This is a genomic window from Comamonas sp. HJ-2, assembly GCF_053615495.1.
In genome coordinates this window covers 23,373-40,454 of sequence record NZ_JBSIFD010000019.1, presented here as the reverse complement: position 1 = coordinate 40,454, position 17,082 = coordinate 23,373, and the positions used below count along the sequence as shown (strand labels likewise).

The 17,082-nt window shown below is 61.1% G+C and carries 17 protein-coding genes; 7 read left to right on the top strand and 10 right to left on the bottom strand.

Translation table 11 applies throughout. The features are described 5' to 3' along the window. Window positions 1–4: 4 nt before the first annotated feature. Window positions 5–904: a LysR substrate-binding domain-containing protein gene (locus ACWGXF_RS16205; protein WP_452102107.1), complete on the bottom strand. Its 900-nt coding sequence runs from the start codon at window positions 902–904 to the stop codon at window positions 5–7. Window positions 905–1,079: 175 nt separating this feature from the next. Between ACWGXF_RS16205 and ACWGXF_RS16200 the strand changes: the two genes are divergently transcribed. The 5 genes from ACWGXF_RS16200 to ACWGXF_RS16180 all read left to right on the top strand — a co-directional run bounded on the left by ACWGXF_RS16200 (window position 1,080) and on the right by ACWGXF_RS16180 (window position 4,460). Beyond that, complete coding sequence (locus tag ACWGXF_RS16200; RefSeq protein WP_452102106.1) at window positions 1,080–1,763, top strand: LysE family translocator; 684 nt, start codon at window positions 1,080–1,082, stop codon at window positions 1,761–1,763. Between the two features lie 132 nt (window positions 1,764–1,895). Then, window positions 1,896–2,477, top strand: coding sequence for a peroxidase-related enzyme (locus ACWGXF_RS16195; protein ID WP_012838418.1), 582 nt, complete (start codon window positions 1,896–1,898; stop codon window positions 2,475–2,477). A 116-nt stretch (window positions 2,478–2,593) separates the two neighbouring features. Then, the gene (locus ACWGXF_RS16190; protein WP_256630582.1) at window positions 2,594–3,157 is read left to right on the top strand and encodes a YceI family protein; all 564 of its coding nucleotides are present in this window, start codon (window positions 2,594–2,596) and stop codon (window positions 3,155–3,157) included. Further along, complete coding sequence (locus ACWGXF_RS16185) at window positions 3,154–3,876, top strand: YceI family protein (protein ID WP_256630583.1); 723 nt, start codon at window positions 3,154–3,156, stop codon at window positions 3,874–3,876. Before ACWGXF_RS16190 ends, ACWGXF_RS16185 begins: the two co-directional genes overlap by 4 nt. Further along, the gene (locus ACWGXF_RS16180; protein WP_256630584.1) at window positions 3,873–4,460 is read left to right on the top strand and encodes an SRPBCC family protein; all 588 of its coding nucleotides are present in this window, start codon (window positions 3,873–3,875) and stop codon (window positions 4,458–4,460) included. The genes ACWGXF_RS16185 and ACWGXF_RS16180 overlap by 4 nt, the downstream gene beginning before the upstream one ends. Window positions 4,461–4,564: 104 nt before the next feature. Here the strand turns inward: ACWGXF_RS16180 and ACWGXF_RS16175 are convergent, their stop codons facing one another. Beyond that, window positions 4,565–5,101 carry a YcxB family protein gene (locus ACWGXF_RS16175; protein ID WP_054075629.1) on the bottom strand — a complete coding sequence of 179 codons (537 nt, stop codon included), beginning with the start codon at window positions 5,099–5,101 and terminating at the stop codon, window positions 4,565–4,567. A gap of 381 nt (window positions 5,102–5,482) precedes the next feature. After that, complete coding sequence (locus ACWGXF_RS16170; RefSeq protein ID WP_370466603.1) at window positions 5,483–6,961, bottom strand: RtcB family protein; 1,479 nt, start codon at window positions 6,959–6,961, stop codon at window positions 5,483–5,485. 197 nt (window positions 6,962–7,158) lie between these two features. On the opposite strand from ACWGXF_RS16170, the gene ACWGXF_RS16165 reads away from it, so the two are divergent. Next, window positions 7,159–7,608, top strand: a complete 450-nt coding sequence (locus ACWGXF_RS16165) for a hypothetical protein (RefSeq protein WP_452102105.1) — start codon at window positions 7,159–7,161, stop codon at window positions 7,606–7,608. Between the two features lie 64 nt (window positions 7,609–7,672). Here ACWGXF_RS16165 and ACWGXF_RS16160 read toward each other — a convergent pair whose 3' ends face one another. The 7 genes from ACWGXF_RS16160 to ACWGXF_RS16130 form a co-directional block, all read right to left on the bottom strand. Further along, on the bottom strand, window positions 7,673–8,062 hold the full coding sequence (locus ACWGXF_RS16160; protein ID WP_087864562.1) for a thiol-disulfide oxidoreductase DCC family protein: 390 nt from the start codon (window positions 8,060–8,062) through the stop codon (window positions 7,673–7,675). Then, complete coding sequence (locus tag ACWGXF_RS16155) at window positions 8,059–8,604, bottom strand: DUF4166 domain-containing protein (protein WP_256630587.1); 546 nt, start codon at window positions 8,602–8,604, stop codon at window positions 8,059–8,061. Before ACWGXF_RS16155 ends, ACWGXF_RS16160 begins: the two co-directional genes overlap by 4 nt. Continuing rightward, a complete protein-coding gene (locus ACWGXF_RS16150) occupies window positions 8,604–9,719 on the bottom strand; it encodes a saccharopine dehydrogenase family protein (RefSeq protein ID WP_256630588.1) in 1,116 nt (371 codons plus the stop codon). The genes ACWGXF_RS16155 and ACWGXF_RS16150 overlap by 1 nt, the downstream gene beginning before the upstream one ends. A gap of 93 nt (window positions 9,720–9,812) precedes the next feature. Continuing rightward, a complete protein-coding gene (locus ACWGXF_RS16145; RefSeq protein WP_054075624.1) occupies window positions 9,813–11,135 on the bottom strand; it encodes a sigma-54-dependent transcriptional regulator in 1,323 nt (440 codons plus the stop codon). Between the two features lie 13 nt (window positions 11,136–11,148). Beyond that, window positions 11,149–13,011, bottom strand: a complete 1,863-nt coding sequence (locus ACWGXF_RS16140) for a sensor histidine kinase (RefSeq protein WP_256630589.1) — start codon at window positions 13,009–13,011, stop codon at window positions 11,149–11,151. A gap of 62 nt (window positions 13,012–13,073) precedes the next feature. After that, on the bottom strand, window positions 13,074–14,369 hold the full coding sequence (locus ACWGXF_RS16135) for a dicarboxylate/amino acid:cation symporter (protein ID WP_039050781.1): 1,296 nt from the start codon (window positions 14,367–14,369) through the stop codon (window positions 13,074–13,076). Window positions 14,370–14,678: 309 nt separating this feature from the next. Then, on the bottom strand, window positions 14,679–15,101 hold the full coding sequence (locus tag ACWGXF_RS16130) for an acyl-CoA thioesterase (protein ID WP_256630590.1): 423 nt from the start codon (window positions 15,099–15,101) through the stop codon (window positions 14,679–14,681). Window positions 15,102–15,358: 257 nt separating this feature from the next. Between ACWGXF_RS16130 and ACWGXF_RS16125 the strand changes: the two genes are divergently transcribed. Further along, window positions 15,359–17,062 carry an electron transfer flavoprotein-ubiquinone oxidoreductase gene (locus ACWGXF_RS16125; RefSeq protein WP_034355525.1) on the top strand — a complete coding sequence of 568 codons (1,704 nt, stop codon included), beginning with the start codon at window positions 15,359–15,361 and terminating at the stop codon, window positions 17,060–17,062. The last annotated feature ends 20 nt before the right edge of the window (window positions 17,063–17,082 follow it).

The window sequence follows — 17,082 nt, the reverse complement described above, 5'->3', positions numbered from 1 at the left end:
GCGTTCAGCCTTGCATCTGCAGCTGAATCCAGTCGACCAGAAGCTGCTGCACCGAGCCCGCCTCCCAACTCTGTACGGCCAGCAGACAGTATTGCGAGCCATCGGGTACAAAGCCCAGCGGCGCCACCAGCCGGCCGGCGGCGATATCGTCCCCCACCAGCAGTTGCGGGCCCAAGGCTACACCCAGGCCCGCTGCTGCGGCCTGCAAGCTCAGGTAGAAATGCTCAAGCACCAGATCACCGCCTGTTTGCGCCTGCCGGATCTGGGTGGGAGGCTGATCTGGCTGGGTTTTCCACCAATCCTCCCAGGCCTTGGGACGCGTCTTGCTATGCAAGAGCGTTGCATCGCCACGAAGCGCAAGGCCGCCATCGGACTGCAACGCAAAGAACTGCGCCAGACTGTCCGGATGGCAGACCGGCCCCATGCGCTCTGCGCACAAGGGCTGCATTTGGACATTGGGCCCCCAGTCAAAGTCGTTGCGCCGAATGGCCAGATCGATGCCGCGCCCCCATTCCACGGCGCCACCGCCCGCAACCAGATGCACGGTGTGCTGCGGGTAGCGCGCCTGGAAGTCGCCCCAGCGCGGAATCAGCCAGCGCATCAGCAACGTGGGCTCGCAGGACAGCAGCAGCGGCCTGCCTGCCACCTGCTGCCGCACCGCCTCGGCCGCACGTGCCATCTGGCTCAGACCGGCATGCACTCCGTCGAACAACAGCCTCCCCGCAACATTGAGAAAGACACGGCGATTGCGGCGCTCAAACAGCTGCGCCCCCAACTCATCCTCCACCGAGCGCACCGCGCGGCTGATAGCTCCATGGGTCAGGTGCAGCTCATCGGCAGCGCGGCTGAAGCTCTCCAGCCGCGCTGCCGCTTCAAAACAGCGTAAAGCGACCAGCGAAGGCATTCGTGGTGGACCGCCAGCAGAAATATGTGAGTTTGAATCACTATTTTCTTGAGAAATCATCGTTATTCAAAAAACTTTGACCGCCCTAGAGTTCTTAGCTGTAGAGCACTGCTTGCCATTCTCGTGCAACAGAGCCATCTCACAAACAGATATTTGAACTCAAGCAATACACAGTATGAACGCCTGGCCCACCGTGATTCTCGTTACCTCTCTCGCCGTCATCAGCCCCGGCGCCGATTTCGCCATGGTCACCCGCACCAGCCTGATGGAATCGCGCCGTGCGGGTCTCTGGGTGGCGCTGGGCATCGGCTGTGGCGTTCTGATCCATGTGGCCTACACCCTGCTGGGACTGGGTATGGTCCTGCAAGGACTGCCCTGGCTTTTCAATCTGCTCAAATATGCGGGCGCAGCCTATCTGGTATGGCTCGGAATTTGTCTCTGGCGCGACGCCAGCCGTGCAAATGACGATCTGCCAGATTCCCGGTCCAGCGCCGAACCCGGCCAGCGCAATGCACGCAAAGGCCATGCGCCAGGCCGCTCGCTTTTTGTCCTGGGCTTTCTGACCAATGCACTCAATCCCAAGACAGCGCTCTTCATCCTCAGCCTGTTCATGCAAATCGTCGGCCCTGCCGTGCCCATGCCCACCCAGTTGGCCTACGGCCTTTTCGTCGCCATGGCCCACGTGCTGTGGTTTGCGCTGGTAGCCTGTTTCTTCTCGGCCCCGGTGCTCCAGCCCAAGGTTCAAGCCATACGTCCCTGGGTAGATCGCAGTCTGGGCTGCGTACTGCTTGTCCTGGGCCTGCTGCTGATCGCCACCGGCACACCGGCCACGTCGAATCTGATGGATGCCAGCATCTGACGGGAAAAGCCTGACAGGCCCAATGCCGCAATAGCAGCATCTGCAACGCAAACGACAGCTTTGGAGCGCCCACCCGTGCCATGCTTGTCATGGTTGGCACATATCAGCAAAACTCCAAAGGAGACAGGCACCATGAAAAGCCGCTACCCCTTTCCCGATCTGAACAGCCTGCCTGAAGACATCAGGCAGCGCATCGCCGAGGTACAGCAAAAGTCGGGCTTTATTCCCAATGTTTTTCTGGCCTTTGCGCGCCGGCCGGCCGAGTGGCGCGCCTTCTTTGCCTACCACGATGCGCTGATGCTCAAGGAGGACGGCAGTCTCAGCAAGGGCGAGCGCGAAATGATCGTCACAGCCACCAGCGCTGCCAATCAGTGCCTGTATTGCGTGGTGGCTCATGGCGCCATCTTGCGCATCTATGAGAAAAAGCCGCTGATTGCCGACCAGGTGGCGGTCAATTACCGCAAGGCCGACATCAGCCCGCGCGAGCGGGCCATGCTGGACTTTGCCATGAAGGTCTGTCTGCACAGTGCCGAAATCGACGATGCCGACTACGAAGCCTTGTACCCTCACGGTTTTGACGACGAGGATATCTGGGACATTGCGGCCATTACGGCCTTCTTCGGACTGTCCAACCGGATGGCCAGCTTCGCGGGCATGCAGCCCAATCCCGAGTTCTATCTGATGGGCCGGGTGCCGCGCGAGAAAAAAGCCTGAAGCAACAAGCAGTAACTCGTGGGCTGCAATCGATGCAGCTTGCACGGGAATGACGCATCATCCCTCACAGAGCAGCGGCCAACCCGGCAAAATGCTGTTTGCCGGAGGTCATCCAGATGCGCAATACCGTTTGCTGCCTCGCCGCCCTGCTCGCCACGCTCTGCGCCACTGCAGCTCATGCCACCTCGTGGGAGCTCAAGCCCGGTGGCGATAACCGACTGGAATTCACCGCCACTTTCGAGCAAACGCCGGTCACCGGCGTGTTCAAAGACTTCCGGGTTCGCTTTGACTTCGACCCTCAAAAGCCAGACAGCAACAGGCTGAATGTCCTCATTCGCATCAGCAGCGCCGACATGGCCAATCCGGACATCAACCAGGCCATTGCCGGCAAGGACTGGTTTGACTTTGTGCGTTATCCCGAGGCAGTCTTTGATGCCAGGGAGATTCTTGACGCCCCCGGCGCAGCCCGCTATCTGGCACGTGGCACCCTGCTGCTCAAAGGCCGCAGACAGCCGCTTGTGCTGCCCTTCAGCTGGAAGCCCGAGGAACGCCGCATGGAAGGCGAATTCGTTACCCATCGCTCGATATTTGATATCGGCACAGGAGAGTGGAAGAGCAGCAATGCCGTGGGAGACGCCGTGACAGTGAAATTTCGCATCCAGCTGCGCGAGTTGCCATGACATTGCGCAGACAGCTGATTGCAGTCCTGCTGGCTCTGATCACAGGCTGCTCGCAACCAGGCATCGAGCCAGCCCAGCCTCCCGGCCCGACGGCAAGGCCTGCGGACTTTCCTGCGGCCTTCTATGCCGATGCTGCTGCACGGGGCCAGTCGGTGCTTCAGATCGATTCCTCGCATTCCCTGGTCTCGATCACCGTTCGACGCGCTGGCGCTCTGGCCAGACTGGGGCACGACCATGTGATTGCCAGCCATGAGCTGCAAGGCTATGTGGCCCCCCGGCTTGGCCGGGCCGATCTCTATGTGGCGCTGGACAGGCTATCGGTCGACGACCCCGCTTTGCGCGCCAAGGCGGCTCTGGACACCCAGCCCAGCGCAGCCGATATTGAAGCGACCCGTGCCAATATGCTGAACAAGCTGCTGCAAACCTCGCTCCATCCATTTGCACTTATCCAGGCACATGCTTCCCCCGAAGCGGACGGCGATGTATTGCTGGCCCTGGAACTCACTCTTCACGGCGTTACACGCAGCCTGAGCGTACCGGCCCGAATCAGGAGGACGCCGAGCGAATTCCATATCAGCGGCTCGCTGAGCATCGATCAATCGAGTTTTGGCATCACGCCTTTGTCCATCCTGGGCGGTGCAATCCAGGTCCGCGACAGGCTCGAGTTGAACTTCGAAGTACGCGCCGCTCCACCTTTGAAGCAGGAATCCCTGTCATGAGAACAGGGCTTGTCGGTGCCTGCGGCGCAGCTCTGACCCTGTTCTGCGGCGGTTTGCAGGTTTCGGCACAAGAGCTGCGCATAGAGACTGCCGAGCACAATGAGGCCATGACCGTGAACGCCTCGGCCGTCATGCAAGTTAGGCTGGCTACGGCCTGGAGCGTGATTTCCGACTACGAGCATCTGGCCGACTTTGTGCCGGATATGCAAAGTTCGCGCGTGCTGCAACGCGATGGCAACCAGGTGCTGCTGGAGCAAAAAGGCAGTCTGGGGTTTCTGTTTTTTCGCCAGGCAATCGAGGTCAGACTGGCTGTGACCGAATGGCCACAGCAGCGCATTGCCGCGCATGCAATAGGCGGCAATCTCAAGCAAATGGACGGCAGCTATACCCTGGAAACCCAAGCCGACGGCCGGGTACGCTTGGCTTACAGCGCTCGCCTGGTCCCGGCTTTCGCCATCCCGCCGCTGGTCGGGAAGCCAGTGCTGCGCCAGTTGTTGAGACGCCAGTTCAAGGCACTGGTGGATGAAATCCAGCGACGCGAGGCCCTGACGCCTCAAGAGCAGAAGCAGACACCAGGAAATTAGCAGCAGGCCGTTACAAGGGCAAGATGGCATTGGACGCATGCAAGCCCGGCCCCTGTGCCTCGGGTTGCCGTCATGACTGCGCAAGCATCTGCAAGAACAAAGACTTAAATCGCAGAGGCCCTGAGACGGCGCGTGAACTGCTCGAACTCTGCAGCCATGGGGGCAATGGCTGCCCTAGGCAGTACCAGAGCCTGCATAGCGTCGATGAACAGATAGTAGTTCACGTCATCTTCGGCAAGCGCCAGCACTCCTGACCACGGCAGTATCGTGTCACCTCGAACCGAAGCTACCCTGATGGCGTCCGACGAGAGCGTGACCGTTTGTCGCGACAGAAACGCTCCATCCGGCAGGAGCATGAGCTTGCGCATGGATGCCTGTGACAGGTATGGCATCGTCACGACGGCGATCAAAGCGACGACCAGAAGGCAGGCAACCACTCCCAGCGGGCGGGAGATCTCGGGAAACTCACGCATCAGTCGCGCGTAGGCTGCACCAGCGAGGCCAATGCAGAGCCACACCACAACCCTCAAGAGGAACGGCCAGGAAAGCATCCCTGCCTTCTGATGCCAGCGCCGCGAAACCATTTTCTGCAGGCGAACGAAGTCGGCGGGAACGAGAGTAAAGCTGGCGGTCATGTTCATGGTTGGCTCATGTGGCCACAGGCATGAGCGACCTGCAGCAGCGAGTATTGATCGAAAGGTGACTGCGGCATCTCACACGGTCGCTGACTCTGGTTCGTGAACGAATTCGTTACCGGCACTGCTAGCTGCACTATATGCCGGCGCACCGGGCATTACAGAGTGCGACCAGAGCGGTGCATGCGATACAAGCACAAGCCATGCAGCTGCAAGATGTGAAATTGCAGCAAATCGAGACAGCCATCTCCATGGCGTGACGGGTTTGAAGCACTGATCTGATTGCCTGCCACGTATCGATATCGCTCCATCTTCCTCGAACGCCCGAATAGTCGAACAGCCTTGCTGCCAGCACTTGGCCATCAGGCGCTGGCTGCAGCTTCAACATCAGGCCTTGAAAGTCAACCAAGGCTTCAACCGCACACTCGCACGGATCAGCCCCGCCTCTTCCTGCGCCTGCAGCACCGGCCCTACGGGTTTGTAGGCGCTGGGCGCTTCTTCGATCAGTCTCTCTTCACGCAAGGTGATGCACTGCCAGACGGATTCGACCAGCGGCTGCTTCATGCGCCGCGTGTCCTGCCTGCGCACCTGACGGCCCGCTCCGTGGCTGCAGGACCGCAGCCAGTCTTCATGGCCCAGACCTTTGACGAGAAAGGAGTAATCACCCATCGATCCCGGAATCAGCGCCCACTGGCCGTCATGCGCGGGAGTGGAGCCCTTGCGGTGCACATTGAACTCGCCCTCGGTCATCACCACATTGTGGGGCACATCCACAATCAGGCGCGATGCATCGGGCGCGGCAATGCCTGCCAGCTCTTTGCGCACCAGCTCCGCCAGCGCCATGCGGTTGAACCACGCATAGCGCGCAGCCACGCCCATCGCTTGCAGATAGTCCTGCGCCAGCACGCCGCTCAGGCCATACAGACCATGCTGAGGGTGTTTGATACCTTGCGGCCATTGCTGCCTGGCCAGGTCCATCCAGCGGCGACCGACATAAAAGCCGACATCGCGCGAGCCGGTGTGGATCATCACCGTGACATCGCCCTTCTTGAGCCCCGCAGCATAGGCGGCATGACGATCGTAGATTTCATCGACCACGCAGAACTCCAGAAAGTGGTTACCGCTTCCCAGGTCGGCAGCAGATGGCGGGCGCAGCAGCTCGCGCGCCTGCAACAGGGCTTCAGGCGCGTAGCGACTCTGTCCCGCAAAGCCTTGCAGGCCCACGCACTCGGCCAGTTCGGCCTGCAGCCGGTCGCGGTTCACACCTTGCCATAGACCCACGTCAGGCAACTGTTCAATAAAGGCCTCTGGGCCCTCATCAAACAGCGCCTTGAAGCCTGCGCTGCGCACGGGTACATCGCGCCCGTTCTGCAAGATGACGCGGGTCAGCCGCTGCACGATGGTGCTTTTGTGCAGCTCGGCCTGCGCCTGCGTCAGGCCCGTGCTCAGCAGGCGTATGCCGCAGTTGATGTCCGTGCCGATGGCCGCAGGAATCACGAAGTCTGGCGACGTGGCCACCACCGCCCCCACGGGCGCAATGCTGCCGGGGTGAAAGTCCGGCGTGGCACAGGCTTTGCAGACCGCGCCATGGCCTTGCGGGTCGGCAACCGAGGCGAAGTCCAGCAATTGACTAACGGCTTTGTGCTCCAGCGGCAGGCTGTCGGGCAGCAAAATGGTGGCTGCTGCCTGCTCGTTATGGATTTGATAGATATTGTCTCGGTAGGAGACCTGGATGCCCTGACGTGACAGGGCTTTTTGCAGTCGGGAAAGCTTCCCGGAAGAGTGCGGCATGATGCTGAGAAAAACAGGTACGCAACAGCACATCTCCGAATCTGGGAGATGCAACGCACCTTCGAGCAGCAGCATCAAGAAGGACTGATAAGCGATCTATTCTAATGAGTAAGCGCCGGGCCGCCTAACCGGCGTTGCTAATATGCTGCAATGCGCAATGCAACTCGGTCCTTTCAGATCCCCGCACCGCTGCAGACTTTGTATGACGCGGCTGCAGCCACAGGCCCGAAGTTCGGCCTGTCGCCCGAAGCCGTTTTTGGGGACTGCGGCCTGTGGCTGGAGATCCCCCCGTACCCAGTTACATCGGTTGGTGCACGCCGCGCAATGTGATGACGTTTGCAACCACGGGCTGCGACAGCGTTCATTACAGCTATCTGGTCGATGAGCGCCTGCCCGGTAGCGTCAGCCCCATCGTCATGACACTGCCCTGCGTGAACGAATTGAGCTGGGTGATTGCCGAGAACTTTCAGGAGTTCTTTGACTACGGCTACTACGTGGGCTGGCGCGAACTGGAACAGTTGTATTACGAAGATGAAAAAGGCGAAGCCTGCTTTCACGAGCCAAGCCAGTCATTGAACCATCCCGGCATGCAGCTGTTGCCGCTGCTGCACAAGGCGTTGAATATGCAAGCTGTGCTGCCGACACTGCAACGCTTTGGCGATCTGCAGAAAAAGTACCAAGCCCTATTGAATATTCCGCCCATGCCGGCAGAGCATGCCTGATTGCGTATCCATCAATCGTATTGATCTCCATATTCGCTGAGCGATACCGGTTTTCATCCGAAATTCAGTCCAGAAAGCGGGCAGCCACAGCAGGGTCCGGCATCATGCACTGCTCGCTTTTGCCAAACCAGTGATAGCGGTTTCTGGCAATCATGCGGTAGAGCGCATCGCGCAATGCAGCGGGTATCAACCTGATCACTGCCGTCAGTCGCCAGGGCCAGCCCAGTGCGTGCAGCACGCGCAGGATGGCATCCGTGTGCTGCCAGGAGCGCTGGCCGTCCACCAGCAGCAGGGTCTGCAGACCTTCCATGCGCAAGCCTGCATCGGCCAACAGCTTGCCGCCGACCTCGCCCTGTATGGCGGCGAACTGAAAAATGCCCCGCTTGTCGTGCTTGAGCAAGAACTGCACCCAGCCATTGCACAACAGACATTGCGCATCAAAGACCACAATCATGCTTTTTCCTCGGGCAGCAATAGATAGCCACGATAGCTGGCCACTACACCAATCAGGGGGACGGCCGCTTCGACACGAAATTGCATATGCTCCCCGGCTCCGGTTTCTTCGGCCACGATGCGCGGTGCCAGCCAGCCCGGGCATGGGAAGCCCAGAAAATACAAACGCTGCAGTCGCATGAGAAGCCGTCCATCCACCGCCTGCAAGGCAAAGCACAGTCGCGCCAGGCCAAGGCGCTCGATCAGGCAGCCATTGTGCAACTGCATGGTTGAACGCATGAGCTGCGAGGGGAAGATGCGAATCCAGGTTTCCACCTCGGGACTGGCCTGCAGTTCGAAATGAATCGTCCCCTCGCTGGCGGCGCGTGGCGTGCCCAGAGCCAGCGCCAGCAGCTTGGCCGCCAGAGTCCGGGGGGCGCCGGTCTGCACCCTGCCCTGAAGCTCATGCTCACCCTGCAGGCCGTGAAAGCGTTGCAGGGCGACATCGAGCTTGCAGAACTCATCGCCCATGGCCTGCTGAAACAAAGAGGCGCTCTGCATCATCAGGCAAGCTCCCGCATCTGAATATCCAGTCCCTGCGCTTCGGCTGCAAAGTCCTGCAGCGTCAGCAGCCCCATGCAAGGCCTGGCGCCCGGCTCCAGCGGTACACCCGCAGCCAGCTTGCGTACCAGCGCACTGGCGGCCAGCGTGGGAACATAAGGCCCGTCGCCCGAGCCCGCCATAAGCACCCAGCAGCGCAGGCAGGCTTGCCCCTTTGCATCCAGGCCACTGACCGTGACATGCATGGCCCCTGCATCGCTGCCCCAGTTCCTGAACCAGTCCGCCATGCGCTTGAGCCTGCGCGCATGTGCAGACCAGTCCTGCACCAGCCCTCTGTGAGCCAGCCAGGCCATGGCATTCATCCCGCGCTGCAAGAACGACAACTCAAGCCCAGCACCGAATCTGATGGAAGGACTGCCTTCATAGCGAAGCGGTAGCAGTGCGAGATCCGGTACATCGCAGGCCGACAGCAGCCGCCGCCCAACAGGGGCCGGATAGTCATGCCCATAGCTGCGCAGCCAGCCAATCACGGCTTGCTGCTGCCCGGAGCCAGGCAGCGGCTTGCCACAATAGCTGAGGATGGCAGCGACGGTGGACAGGCCTCTATCCGTACGATTGCCCGGGCTGATGCCTATGTCGATATCGCTGACGCGAGCCATGCCCGAAGCCAGCGCATCCACGACCGCCGAGGACAGAGCTGGCACCGAACTGGCACCGCTGAGCAGCAGCACGCCCGCAGTTTTGGCCTGCGGATCGAGCACATCGATGCCGCAGACAAAGTCACGCCCATCGGCCAGATCCACATAGTGGACGCCGGCGTAGGCACAGGCTCGGGCCACGCGGTAGTCCTGCCCCTGAAACGGGCCCGAAGTGTGAATGAGTGCGTCCACCTCCAGCATCTTGAGCCTGTCCTCCAGACCGGGCGCCATCACGTCCACCACTACGTGGCTCAGGCTTGAGCAAGCGTCCGGGGCCAGACTTTCAAGCAGCGCCTGCGCCGCAGAGGCAGAGCGCCCTGCCACCACGATGTGCAAACCGCTTTGCCTGGCCAGCCTGGCAACCAGCCGGCTGCCGAAGAAGCCGTAAGCACCGACGACCATGACCTTGAATTCACGCATGCCTCAGTGTAGCGGGACGCGGTTTCGCTCCGAAGCGCAAGCCCCGCAGCGGCGAGCCTGCTCAGCCGCGCTCATGGCTCGGTCACAGCCCGATCACAGTCCGTACTTGCGAATCTTGTCGTGCAGCGTGGTCTTGGGGGTGTGCAGCGCCTGCGCCGTGCGCGTCAGGCTGCCTTCGTTGTTGCGCAAGGCTTCGGAAATCAGGGAACGCTCTATGGACTCCATGGTTGCCGCAAGCGAAGCCGCTGCCTCGGGCGCCGTACCGGACGGGGACAGGCCGGCATCCAGCCCCAGCGTGATGCGCTCGGTCGTGTTGCGCAGCTCGCGCACATTGCCTGGCCAGTCGTGGGCAAGCAATGCCTGCAGACGCTGCGGCGTCAGCTCTGCCACGGGACGCTGGTGGCGAGCGGCGGCCTGCAACGCGAAATGCTCGAACAGCAGCGCAACATCCTCGCGGCGCTCGCGCAGCGGGGGCAGGTTCACCGTCACCACATTGAGACGGTAGTAGAGATCGGAGCGAAACAGGCCCTGACGGCTGAGTTCCAGCAAATCGACCTTGGTTGCAGCAACCACACGGCAGTCGACGGGAATGAGCGTATTCGAGCCCAGGCGCTCCAGCACTCTTTCCTGCAGCACGCGCAGCAGCTTGGCCTGCATGGGCAGGGGCATGCTTTCGATCTCGTCGAGAAACAAGGTACCGCCGCTGGCATGTTCGATCTTGCCGATGCGCTTTTTGCCCGCGCCGGTAAAGGCCCCGGCCTCGCTGCCGAACATTTCGCTGTCAAACAGCGTCTCCGGCAGGCCGCCGCAGTTGACGGCAACAAAATTGCCGCTCTTGCGCCGGCTGGATTCATGCAGGCTGCGCGCGACTCTTTCCTTGCCGGTGCCCGTTTCCCCCCAGATCAGCACATCGGCCTCGCTGGCCGCGAGGCTCTGCAATGTGCTGCGCAGCTGCTGCATGGGAAGCGAGCGCCCCAGCAACTGGTGCTGCAACACATCCCGACTTTGTAGCTGCTGGCGCAGGCTGCGCACCTCCAGCACCAGGCGACGGCGCTCCAGCGCACGGCGCACGGCTTCCACAAGGCGCTCGGGCGCAAACGGCTTTTCCAGAAAATCGGCGGCGCCATCCTTCATGGCTTGCACGGCCATGGAGATATCACCATGCCCGGTGATGAGAATCACGGGCAGTTCGGCATCCAGCACGCGGGCGGCGGCCAGCAGCCCAAGGCCGCTCATCTGCGGCAAGCGGATGTCGCTGACCACGATGCCGGCAAAATCCGGGGACAGGTGCTTTTGCGCCTGCTCGGCACTGCTCACGCAGATGCAGTCCAGACCTTCGAGGCGCATGGTCTGCTCGCAGGCCATGGCGACATCGGCATCGTCTTCAACGATCAGGACTTTGAGGGAAGGGTTCATGGGCTGCAGGCAATCAGGACAGCGGCCGAGTATCCACCAAGGGCAGGCTCAGCGTGAAGATGGCCCCGCCTTCCGGATGGTTGCCGCCGGTCAGGCTGCCGCCTGCGGCCTGGGCAATCTCGGCCGACAAAGGCAGGCCCAGACCCAGGCCCAGTCCCTCGGGCTTGGTCGTGAAAAAAGGCTCGAACAGTCGCGCTTGCGCCTGATCGCTGAGTCCGGGGCCATGATCGCGCACCGTGATCTGCGCCCAGGCACCGCAACGGTTGCAGGCAATTTCCACGCACCGCGTATTGCCGCCCTGCACGGCGTCCAGCGCATTGCTCAGCAGATTGATCAACACCTGCTGTACGCGATTGGCATCGCACCAGGCGCTCAGCTCAAGATCCGATGGCTGTCGCACGATCATGACGCCGCTTTGGGCAATGCGCGGCTCCATGAGGGACAGGGCGCCATCGACAACCTTGGCCAGTTCAACCTGCTCGGGCTGGCCGGCGGACTTGCGGGCAAAGTTGCGCAACTGCCCGGTAATACGCCCCATGCGCTCGGTCAGCTCGGCCATGCGCTGCAGATTGCTTTGAACCATCTCGCTCTGACCGCGCTCCAGAAAGCGCTGACTGTTGCCGGCAAGAGCCCGCAAGGCCGCCAGGGGCTGATTCAGCTCATGGGCCACTTCCGTGGAGAGCTGACCGATGACGGCCAGTTTGCCTGCCTGTACCAACTCGTCCTGCGCCGCGCGCAGCGTGGTCTCGGCCTGCATGCGCTCCATCACCTCCTGCTGCAGCGCCACATTGGCACTCTGCAGATCGGCTGTGCGCTGCTGCACCTTGTTTTCCAGCACCTCGTTGGCCTGTTTCAGAGCTTGCTGGGCCGCCAGTTGCTCACGCACATGTCTGCGCCGCTGGTACAGCAAAGCTCCCAGCAAGAGCATCAATGCAATCAGCGCCCCCGTCACCCAGGCGCGACTGGCCGCCAGCTGCAAGGCAACGCTCAGGGGGGAGAGCACGGTAATCTGCCAGGGCGTGCCGGCCATGGGTCTGGACTGGGCCAGAAAGCGGCCAGCGCTCTGGTCTGCCGCAGCGTCCTTGACATCGGGAATGCTCACCTGCCTGACGCCCGTGACACTGCTCATGCCACGCCAGCCCAGAGGCCGCAGGTTCAGGCGGTTGTATTTCTGCGAAGCTTCCAGCTCGGCACGCCTTGCCTCATCCAGCGGCAGCAAGGTGGCAAAGCGCCAGGCCGGCATGTTGCTGAGAATGACCACGGTATTTTCATCGCTGACCAGTACCGGAGACTCTGCGCTGGCCCAGGATTGCTCGAGCTGCGCCAGCCCGACCTTGACCACCACCACGCCATGCATCTCGCCCTGCCCCAGGGTAGTGGTCAGGTAATAGCCGGGCTCGCCGCGCGTGGTGCCCACGCCGAAGTAGCGCCCGCGCCCTTCTCGCAATGCCTGCTGGACATAGGGCCTGAAACCGAGGTTCTCGCCCACAAAGCTGTCGGCACGACGCCAATTGCTGGCAGCCAGCACATGACCGTCGCGATCGAGCATGTAGACGCTGAGGGTGCCCGCACGACGGCTCAACTCCTCCAGATAGAGATTGGCGCGAGACTGCAGTCTTTCGTCGTCCGGCGATTGCAGCAGCGACAGGATCTCGGGCTGCAGGGCCACTACATCGGGGAGAAAGGCAAATTTGTCGATCTCGCGCCGCAGGCTGGCAGCATAGAGATCGAGGCGGTTGTTGCCGGCAGCCACCACGGTCTCGAGACCGATCTTGACAAAGCCCTGATAGCCCAGCCAGCCCCCCAGGCTGCTTGCGGCCAGCCAGAGCAGGATCAGCAAAGCAGCACGCAGGCGCGGAGGCAGAAAAGCTAACATGGTGCGAACCATGGTAGCAGCGCCCGGCACCGCAGGGGACAGGAATCCGGGCAAGGGGACGATCAGGCTCGGGCGCGAATGGGCTCGGGCATCAGCTGTGGCTCGACAGCCAGATCTGCACACGACTCCTGCTCTTCGTCGCCTTCCCATTTGGCAACCACGGCCGTGGCAATGGCATTACCCAGCACATTGGTCAATGTACGGCCCATGTCCAGGAAATGGTCGATACCCAGAATCAGCAGGATGCCCGCTTCCGGCAAACCGAACATGGGCAGCACGGCGGCAACCACCACGAGCGAGGCACGAGGCACGCCGGCAATGCCCTTGCTGGAGATCATCAGCACCAGCAGCATGGTCAGCTGCGCGGTCAGCGACATCTCGATGCCATAGGCCTGAGAGATGAAGATGGCCAGGAAGGTGGTGTAGATCATGGAGCCATCGAGGTTGAACGAGTAACCCAGAGGCAGCACAAAGCCTGTGATACGTGGCTTGATGCCGAATTTTTCCAGCTGTTCCATGAGTTTGGGCAGCGTGGATTCGCTGCTGGCCGTGAAAAAGCCCACCAGCACCGGGCCGCGAATCAGCGACAGCAGACGGAAGACATCCTTGCCCAGCACCAGATAGCCGGCACCGATGAGCAGCACCCACAGCGCGGCCAGCGCAATATAGAAGCCCAGCAGGAATTTGCCGAACACCAGCAGCATGCCCAGTCCGTGGGTGGCAATGGTGCCGGCGACAGAGCCGAACACGCCCACGGGCGCAAAGCGCATCACGTACTCGGTCACGCGCAGCATGACATGCGAGGTCTCTTCCATCAGATCGACCAGCATGTGCTTTTTCTGATGGTTCAGGTAGCCCAGAGCGATACCGAAGAACAGCGCGAACACAAGGATCTGCAACACCTCATTGGTGGCCATGGCCTCGAAGATGTTCTTGGGGAAGACATGGGTGATGAAATCCTTGAAATTCAGCGCACCGGTCTTCAGACCCAGGCTCTCGGCATTCGTGGGAAGCTCCACCGTCAGGCCGTGGCCGGGCTGCAACACATTGGCAAAAACCAGACCCAGAAACAGCGAGCAGAACGATGCCGCGATAAACCAGCCCAGCGCACGACCACCCACGCGGCCCACAGAGCCGGCATCGCCCATATTGGCCAGCCCCGCCACCAGCGTGGCAAACACCAGGGGCGCGATGATCATCTTGATCATGCGCAGAAATACGTCGGTGAGAATGCCGAAATAGCCGGCAATGTCTTTGGCTGTCTCCGGTGTCGCGGCGTTGGCGTGGACGAGATAGCCCACAACCACACCCAGAACCATGGCCAGCAGAACCATGATGGTCAGGCGATTGGATTTCATTTCTTGGAATCTTGGTATGCGTTGTTTGAGCCGCTGCCTGAATCCGGGCCATGCAGGCACCGGGTTCCGGCAGCGACAACAAACCGAGACGGACCGCCGACGGAACCGAGGTTTCGTCAGCAAGGCCCAGCCCCAGTCTCACTTGGTCAGCCGCAGTGAAGCGGCGTGCCGTCCTTTAAGCACATACCGTGCCAGCCAAAAAATCACGTCCAAGTCTTTGATTTGCTTATATTCAAAATACTTTTTTGCATAACCACAATCGGTTTTCCGGACGATATTCGAAGCGATATACGGAATTCCGAACGGGACTCAGGCCGTTACCGCCGAAAGTATCCAGTCCGGCAGCGCAGCGGCTTTCTGCCGGGGGAAATCCACCCAGATCACCGTGCCTCCGCCAGCGGCGCAGATGACTCCCGGCTGCGCCAGGCGCTCCATGGTGGCCCAGGTCTCAAAAGTGGTGCGCGCGGGATCGCTGACAAACATCTTGAGCAGCACCTCGTCGGGATACGCAAGCTGCTGATAGAAATTGCAAAAGGCGTTGACGATGACCGGCCCCTGCCCCGCGGGGTCCGGATTCAGGCCCATGCCGCGCATCCAGTCGATGCGCGCAGTTTCCAGATAGCGAAAGTACTGGGCATTGTTGACATGCCCCATGGCGTCCATATCGCCCCAGCGTACGGGAAAACGCGTTTCATAGACTTGCTTCTTCAGCTCGGGCAGCTCGATTTTCATGCCGGTATGTCTCCTGATTGAACGAGATTTGCAACTGCATCACCACCTTGTTCTAGTTTCTTTGAGGGATGGCACGCCCTGGGGCGATCACTAGCCTATGGACTTTGCCGCAACACCGATTGATGCGCTGTCGCCAAATCTGCACGGTCGTGCCGGGCTGTCAGCATAGAATCGCCCGCATCGCGGTTTTTGCAGACGCACCTGCCAAGGCCGCGCACGCCAGTTTTCCCAATCCAATATCAAGCGAGACTTTCCCGATGACAAACGAAGAGATCCTGGCCCAGTACGGCCCGCGAGAGGCCATGGAATATGACGTGGTGGTGGTGGGCGGTGGCCCCGGTGGCCTGGCCACTGCCATTCGCCTCAAGCAGCTGGCGGCCGAAAAAGGTCAGGATGTATCCGTAGTCGTGCTGGAAAAAGGCTCCGAGCCTGGCGCACACACGCTGTCTGGCGCCATCATGGATCCTCGCGCGCTGACCGAGCTGATCCCCGACTGGAAGGAAAAGGGTGCTCCCCTGAACCAGCCCGTGACCGAAGACGCCATGGTCTTCCTCGGCGAGAAGAGCTCCTTGCGCACGCCCAACTGGCTGCTGCCCAAGTGCTTCCATAACGAAGGCAACTACATCGTTCGCCTGGGCTTTGTTACCAAGTGGCTGGCAGAGCAGGCCGAAGCCCTGGGCGTGGAAATCTTCCCCGGCTTTACCGCGGCCGAAGTGCTCTACAACGAAGACGGCTCCGTCAAGGGCGTGGCCACCGGCAATATGGGCATCAGCAAGGAAGGCGAGCCCACAGGCGACTTCCAGCTGGGCATGGAGCTGCACGGCAAGTACACCATCTTTGCCGAAGGTGCGCGCGGCCACCTCGGCAAGCAGATCATCGCCAAGTACTCCCTGGACGCCAACCGCGACCCGCAGACTTACGGTCTGGGCATCAAGGAACTCTGGGAAATCGACCCCAAGCGTCACAAGCCCGGCATGGTGCTGCACACCGCAGGCTGGCCCATGAAGAGCGACACCTACGGCGGTGCCTTCCTCTATCACCTGGAAGACAATCTGGTCACACTGGGCTTCATCACCGGCCTGGATTACTCCAACCCCTATCTGTCTCCATTCGAGGAGATGCAGCGCTGGAAAACCCATCCCAATATCCGCTACTACCTGGAAGGCGACGAAGCCAATGGCATCAAGCCCGGCAAGCGTATCTCCTACGGTGCCCGTGCCATCACGGCCGGCGGCATCTCCAGCCTGCCCCGCTTTGTCTTCCCCGGCGGCGCGCTGGTGGGCTGCGAAGCCGGCTTCCTCAACGTCAGCCGCATCAAGGGCAGCCATGCCGCGATCAAGACCGGCATGCTGGCCGCAGAAGCTGCCTACGCCGCCATCGTCGCAGGTCGCCAGAGCGACGAACTGACCGCCTACACCTATGCGTTCGAGAACAGCTGGCTGTATGAGGAGCTGTGGAAGGCACGCAACTTCAAGGCTTGGTTCAAGAAAGGCCTGACCACCGCCTCGATCATGAACGGCCTGGAGCAGTTCGTTCTGCGCGGCAACATTCCCTGGACGCTGCATCGCAACAAGCCCGACCATGCCTATCTGAAGCCTGCGGCCGATTGCACGCCCATCGAGTATCCCAAGCCCGATGGCAAGCTGACCTTCGACCGTCTCTCCAGCGTGTTCATCAGCAGCACCAATCATGCAGAGAACCAACCAGCTCACCTGACGCTCAAGGACGCCAGCGTTCCTGTCGACGTGAACCTGACCAAGTTCGCCGGTCCCGAGCAGCGCTACTGCCCCGCAGGCGTCTATGAATTCGTCGAGGACGAAGCCAATGCCGGCAAGCAGCGCCTGCAGATCAATGCACAGAACTGCGTGCACTGCAAGACCTGCGACATCAAGGACCCGACACAGAACATCGTCTGGGTGACACCCGAAGGCGGCGGCGGCCCCAACTACTCAGGCATGTAACACGTCCGCGATTGCATTCG

Excerpts from the sequence above, each read along its gene's own strand:
- ACWGXF_RS16195 (WP_012838418.1), top strand. The coding sequence starts at position 1,896 with ATGAAAAGCCGCTACCCCTTTCCCGATCTGAACAGCCTGCCTGAAGAC.
- ACWGXF_RS16190 (WP_256630582.1), top strand. The coding sequence starts at position 2,594 with ATGCGCAATACCGTTTGCTGCCTCGCCGCCCTGCTCGCCACGCTCTGC.
- ACWGXF_RS16180 (WP_256630584.1), top strand. The coding sequence starts at position 3,873 with ATGAGAACAGGGCTTGTCGGTGCCTGCGGCGCAGCTCTGACCCTGTTC.
- ACWGXF_RS16125 (WP_034355525.1), top strand. The coding sequence starts at position 15,359 with ATGACAAACGAAGAGATCCTGGCCCAGTACGGCCCGCGAGAGGCCATG.
- ACWGXF_RS16155 (WP_256630587.1), bottom strand. The coding sequence starts at position 8,604 with ATGATGCAGAGCGCCTCTTTGTTTCAGCAGGCCATGGGCGATGAGTTC.
- ACWGXF_RS16200 (WP_452102106.1), top strand. The coding sequence starts at position 1,080 with ATGAACGCCTGGCCCACCGTGATTCTCGTTACCTCTCTCGCCGTCATC.
- ACWGXF_RS16185 (WP_256630583.1), top strand. The coding sequence starts at position 3,154 with ATGACATTGCGCAGACAGCTGATTGCAGTCCTGCTGGCTCTGATCACA.
- ACWGXF_RS16145 (WP_054075624.1), bottom strand. The coding sequence starts at position 11,135 with ATGAACCCTTCCCTCAAAGTCCTGATCGTTGAAGACGATGCCGATGTC.
- ACWGXF_RS16135 (WP_039050781.1), bottom strand. The coding sequence starts at position 14,369 with ATGAAATCCAATCGCCTGACCATCATGGTTCTGCTGGCCATGGTTCTG.
- ACWGXF_RS16130 (WP_256630590.1), bottom strand. The coding sequence starts at position 15,101 with ATGAAAATCGAGCTGCCCGAGCTGAAGAAGCAAGTCTATGAAACGCGT.
- ACWGXF_RS16140 (WP_256630589.1), bottom strand. The coding sequence starts at position 13,011 with ATGTTAGCTTTTCTGCCTCCGCGCCTGCGTGCTGCTTTGCTGATCCTG.
- ACWGXF_RS16205 (WP_452102107.1), bottom strand. The coding sequence starts at position 904 with ATGCCTTCGCTGGTCGCTTTACGCTGTTTTGAAGCGGCAGCGCGGCTG.
- ACWGXF_RS16150 (WP_256630588.1), bottom strand. The coding sequence starts at position 9,719 with ATGCGTGAATTCAAGGTCATGGTCGTCGGTGCTTACGGCTTCTTCGGC.
- ACWGXF_RS16175 (WP_054075629.1), bottom strand. The coding sequence starts at position 5,101 with ATGAACATGACCGCCAGCTTTACTCTCGTTCCCGCCGACTTCGTTCGC.
- ACWGXF_RS16170 (WP_370466603.1), bottom strand. The coding sequence starts at position 6,961 with ATGCTGCTGCTCGAAGGTGCGTTGCATCTCCCAGATTCGGAGATGTGC.
- ACWGXF_RS16160 (WP_087864562.1), bottom strand. The coding sequence starts at position 8,062 with ATGATTGTGGTCTTTGATGCGCAATGTCTGTTGTGCAATGGCTGGGTG.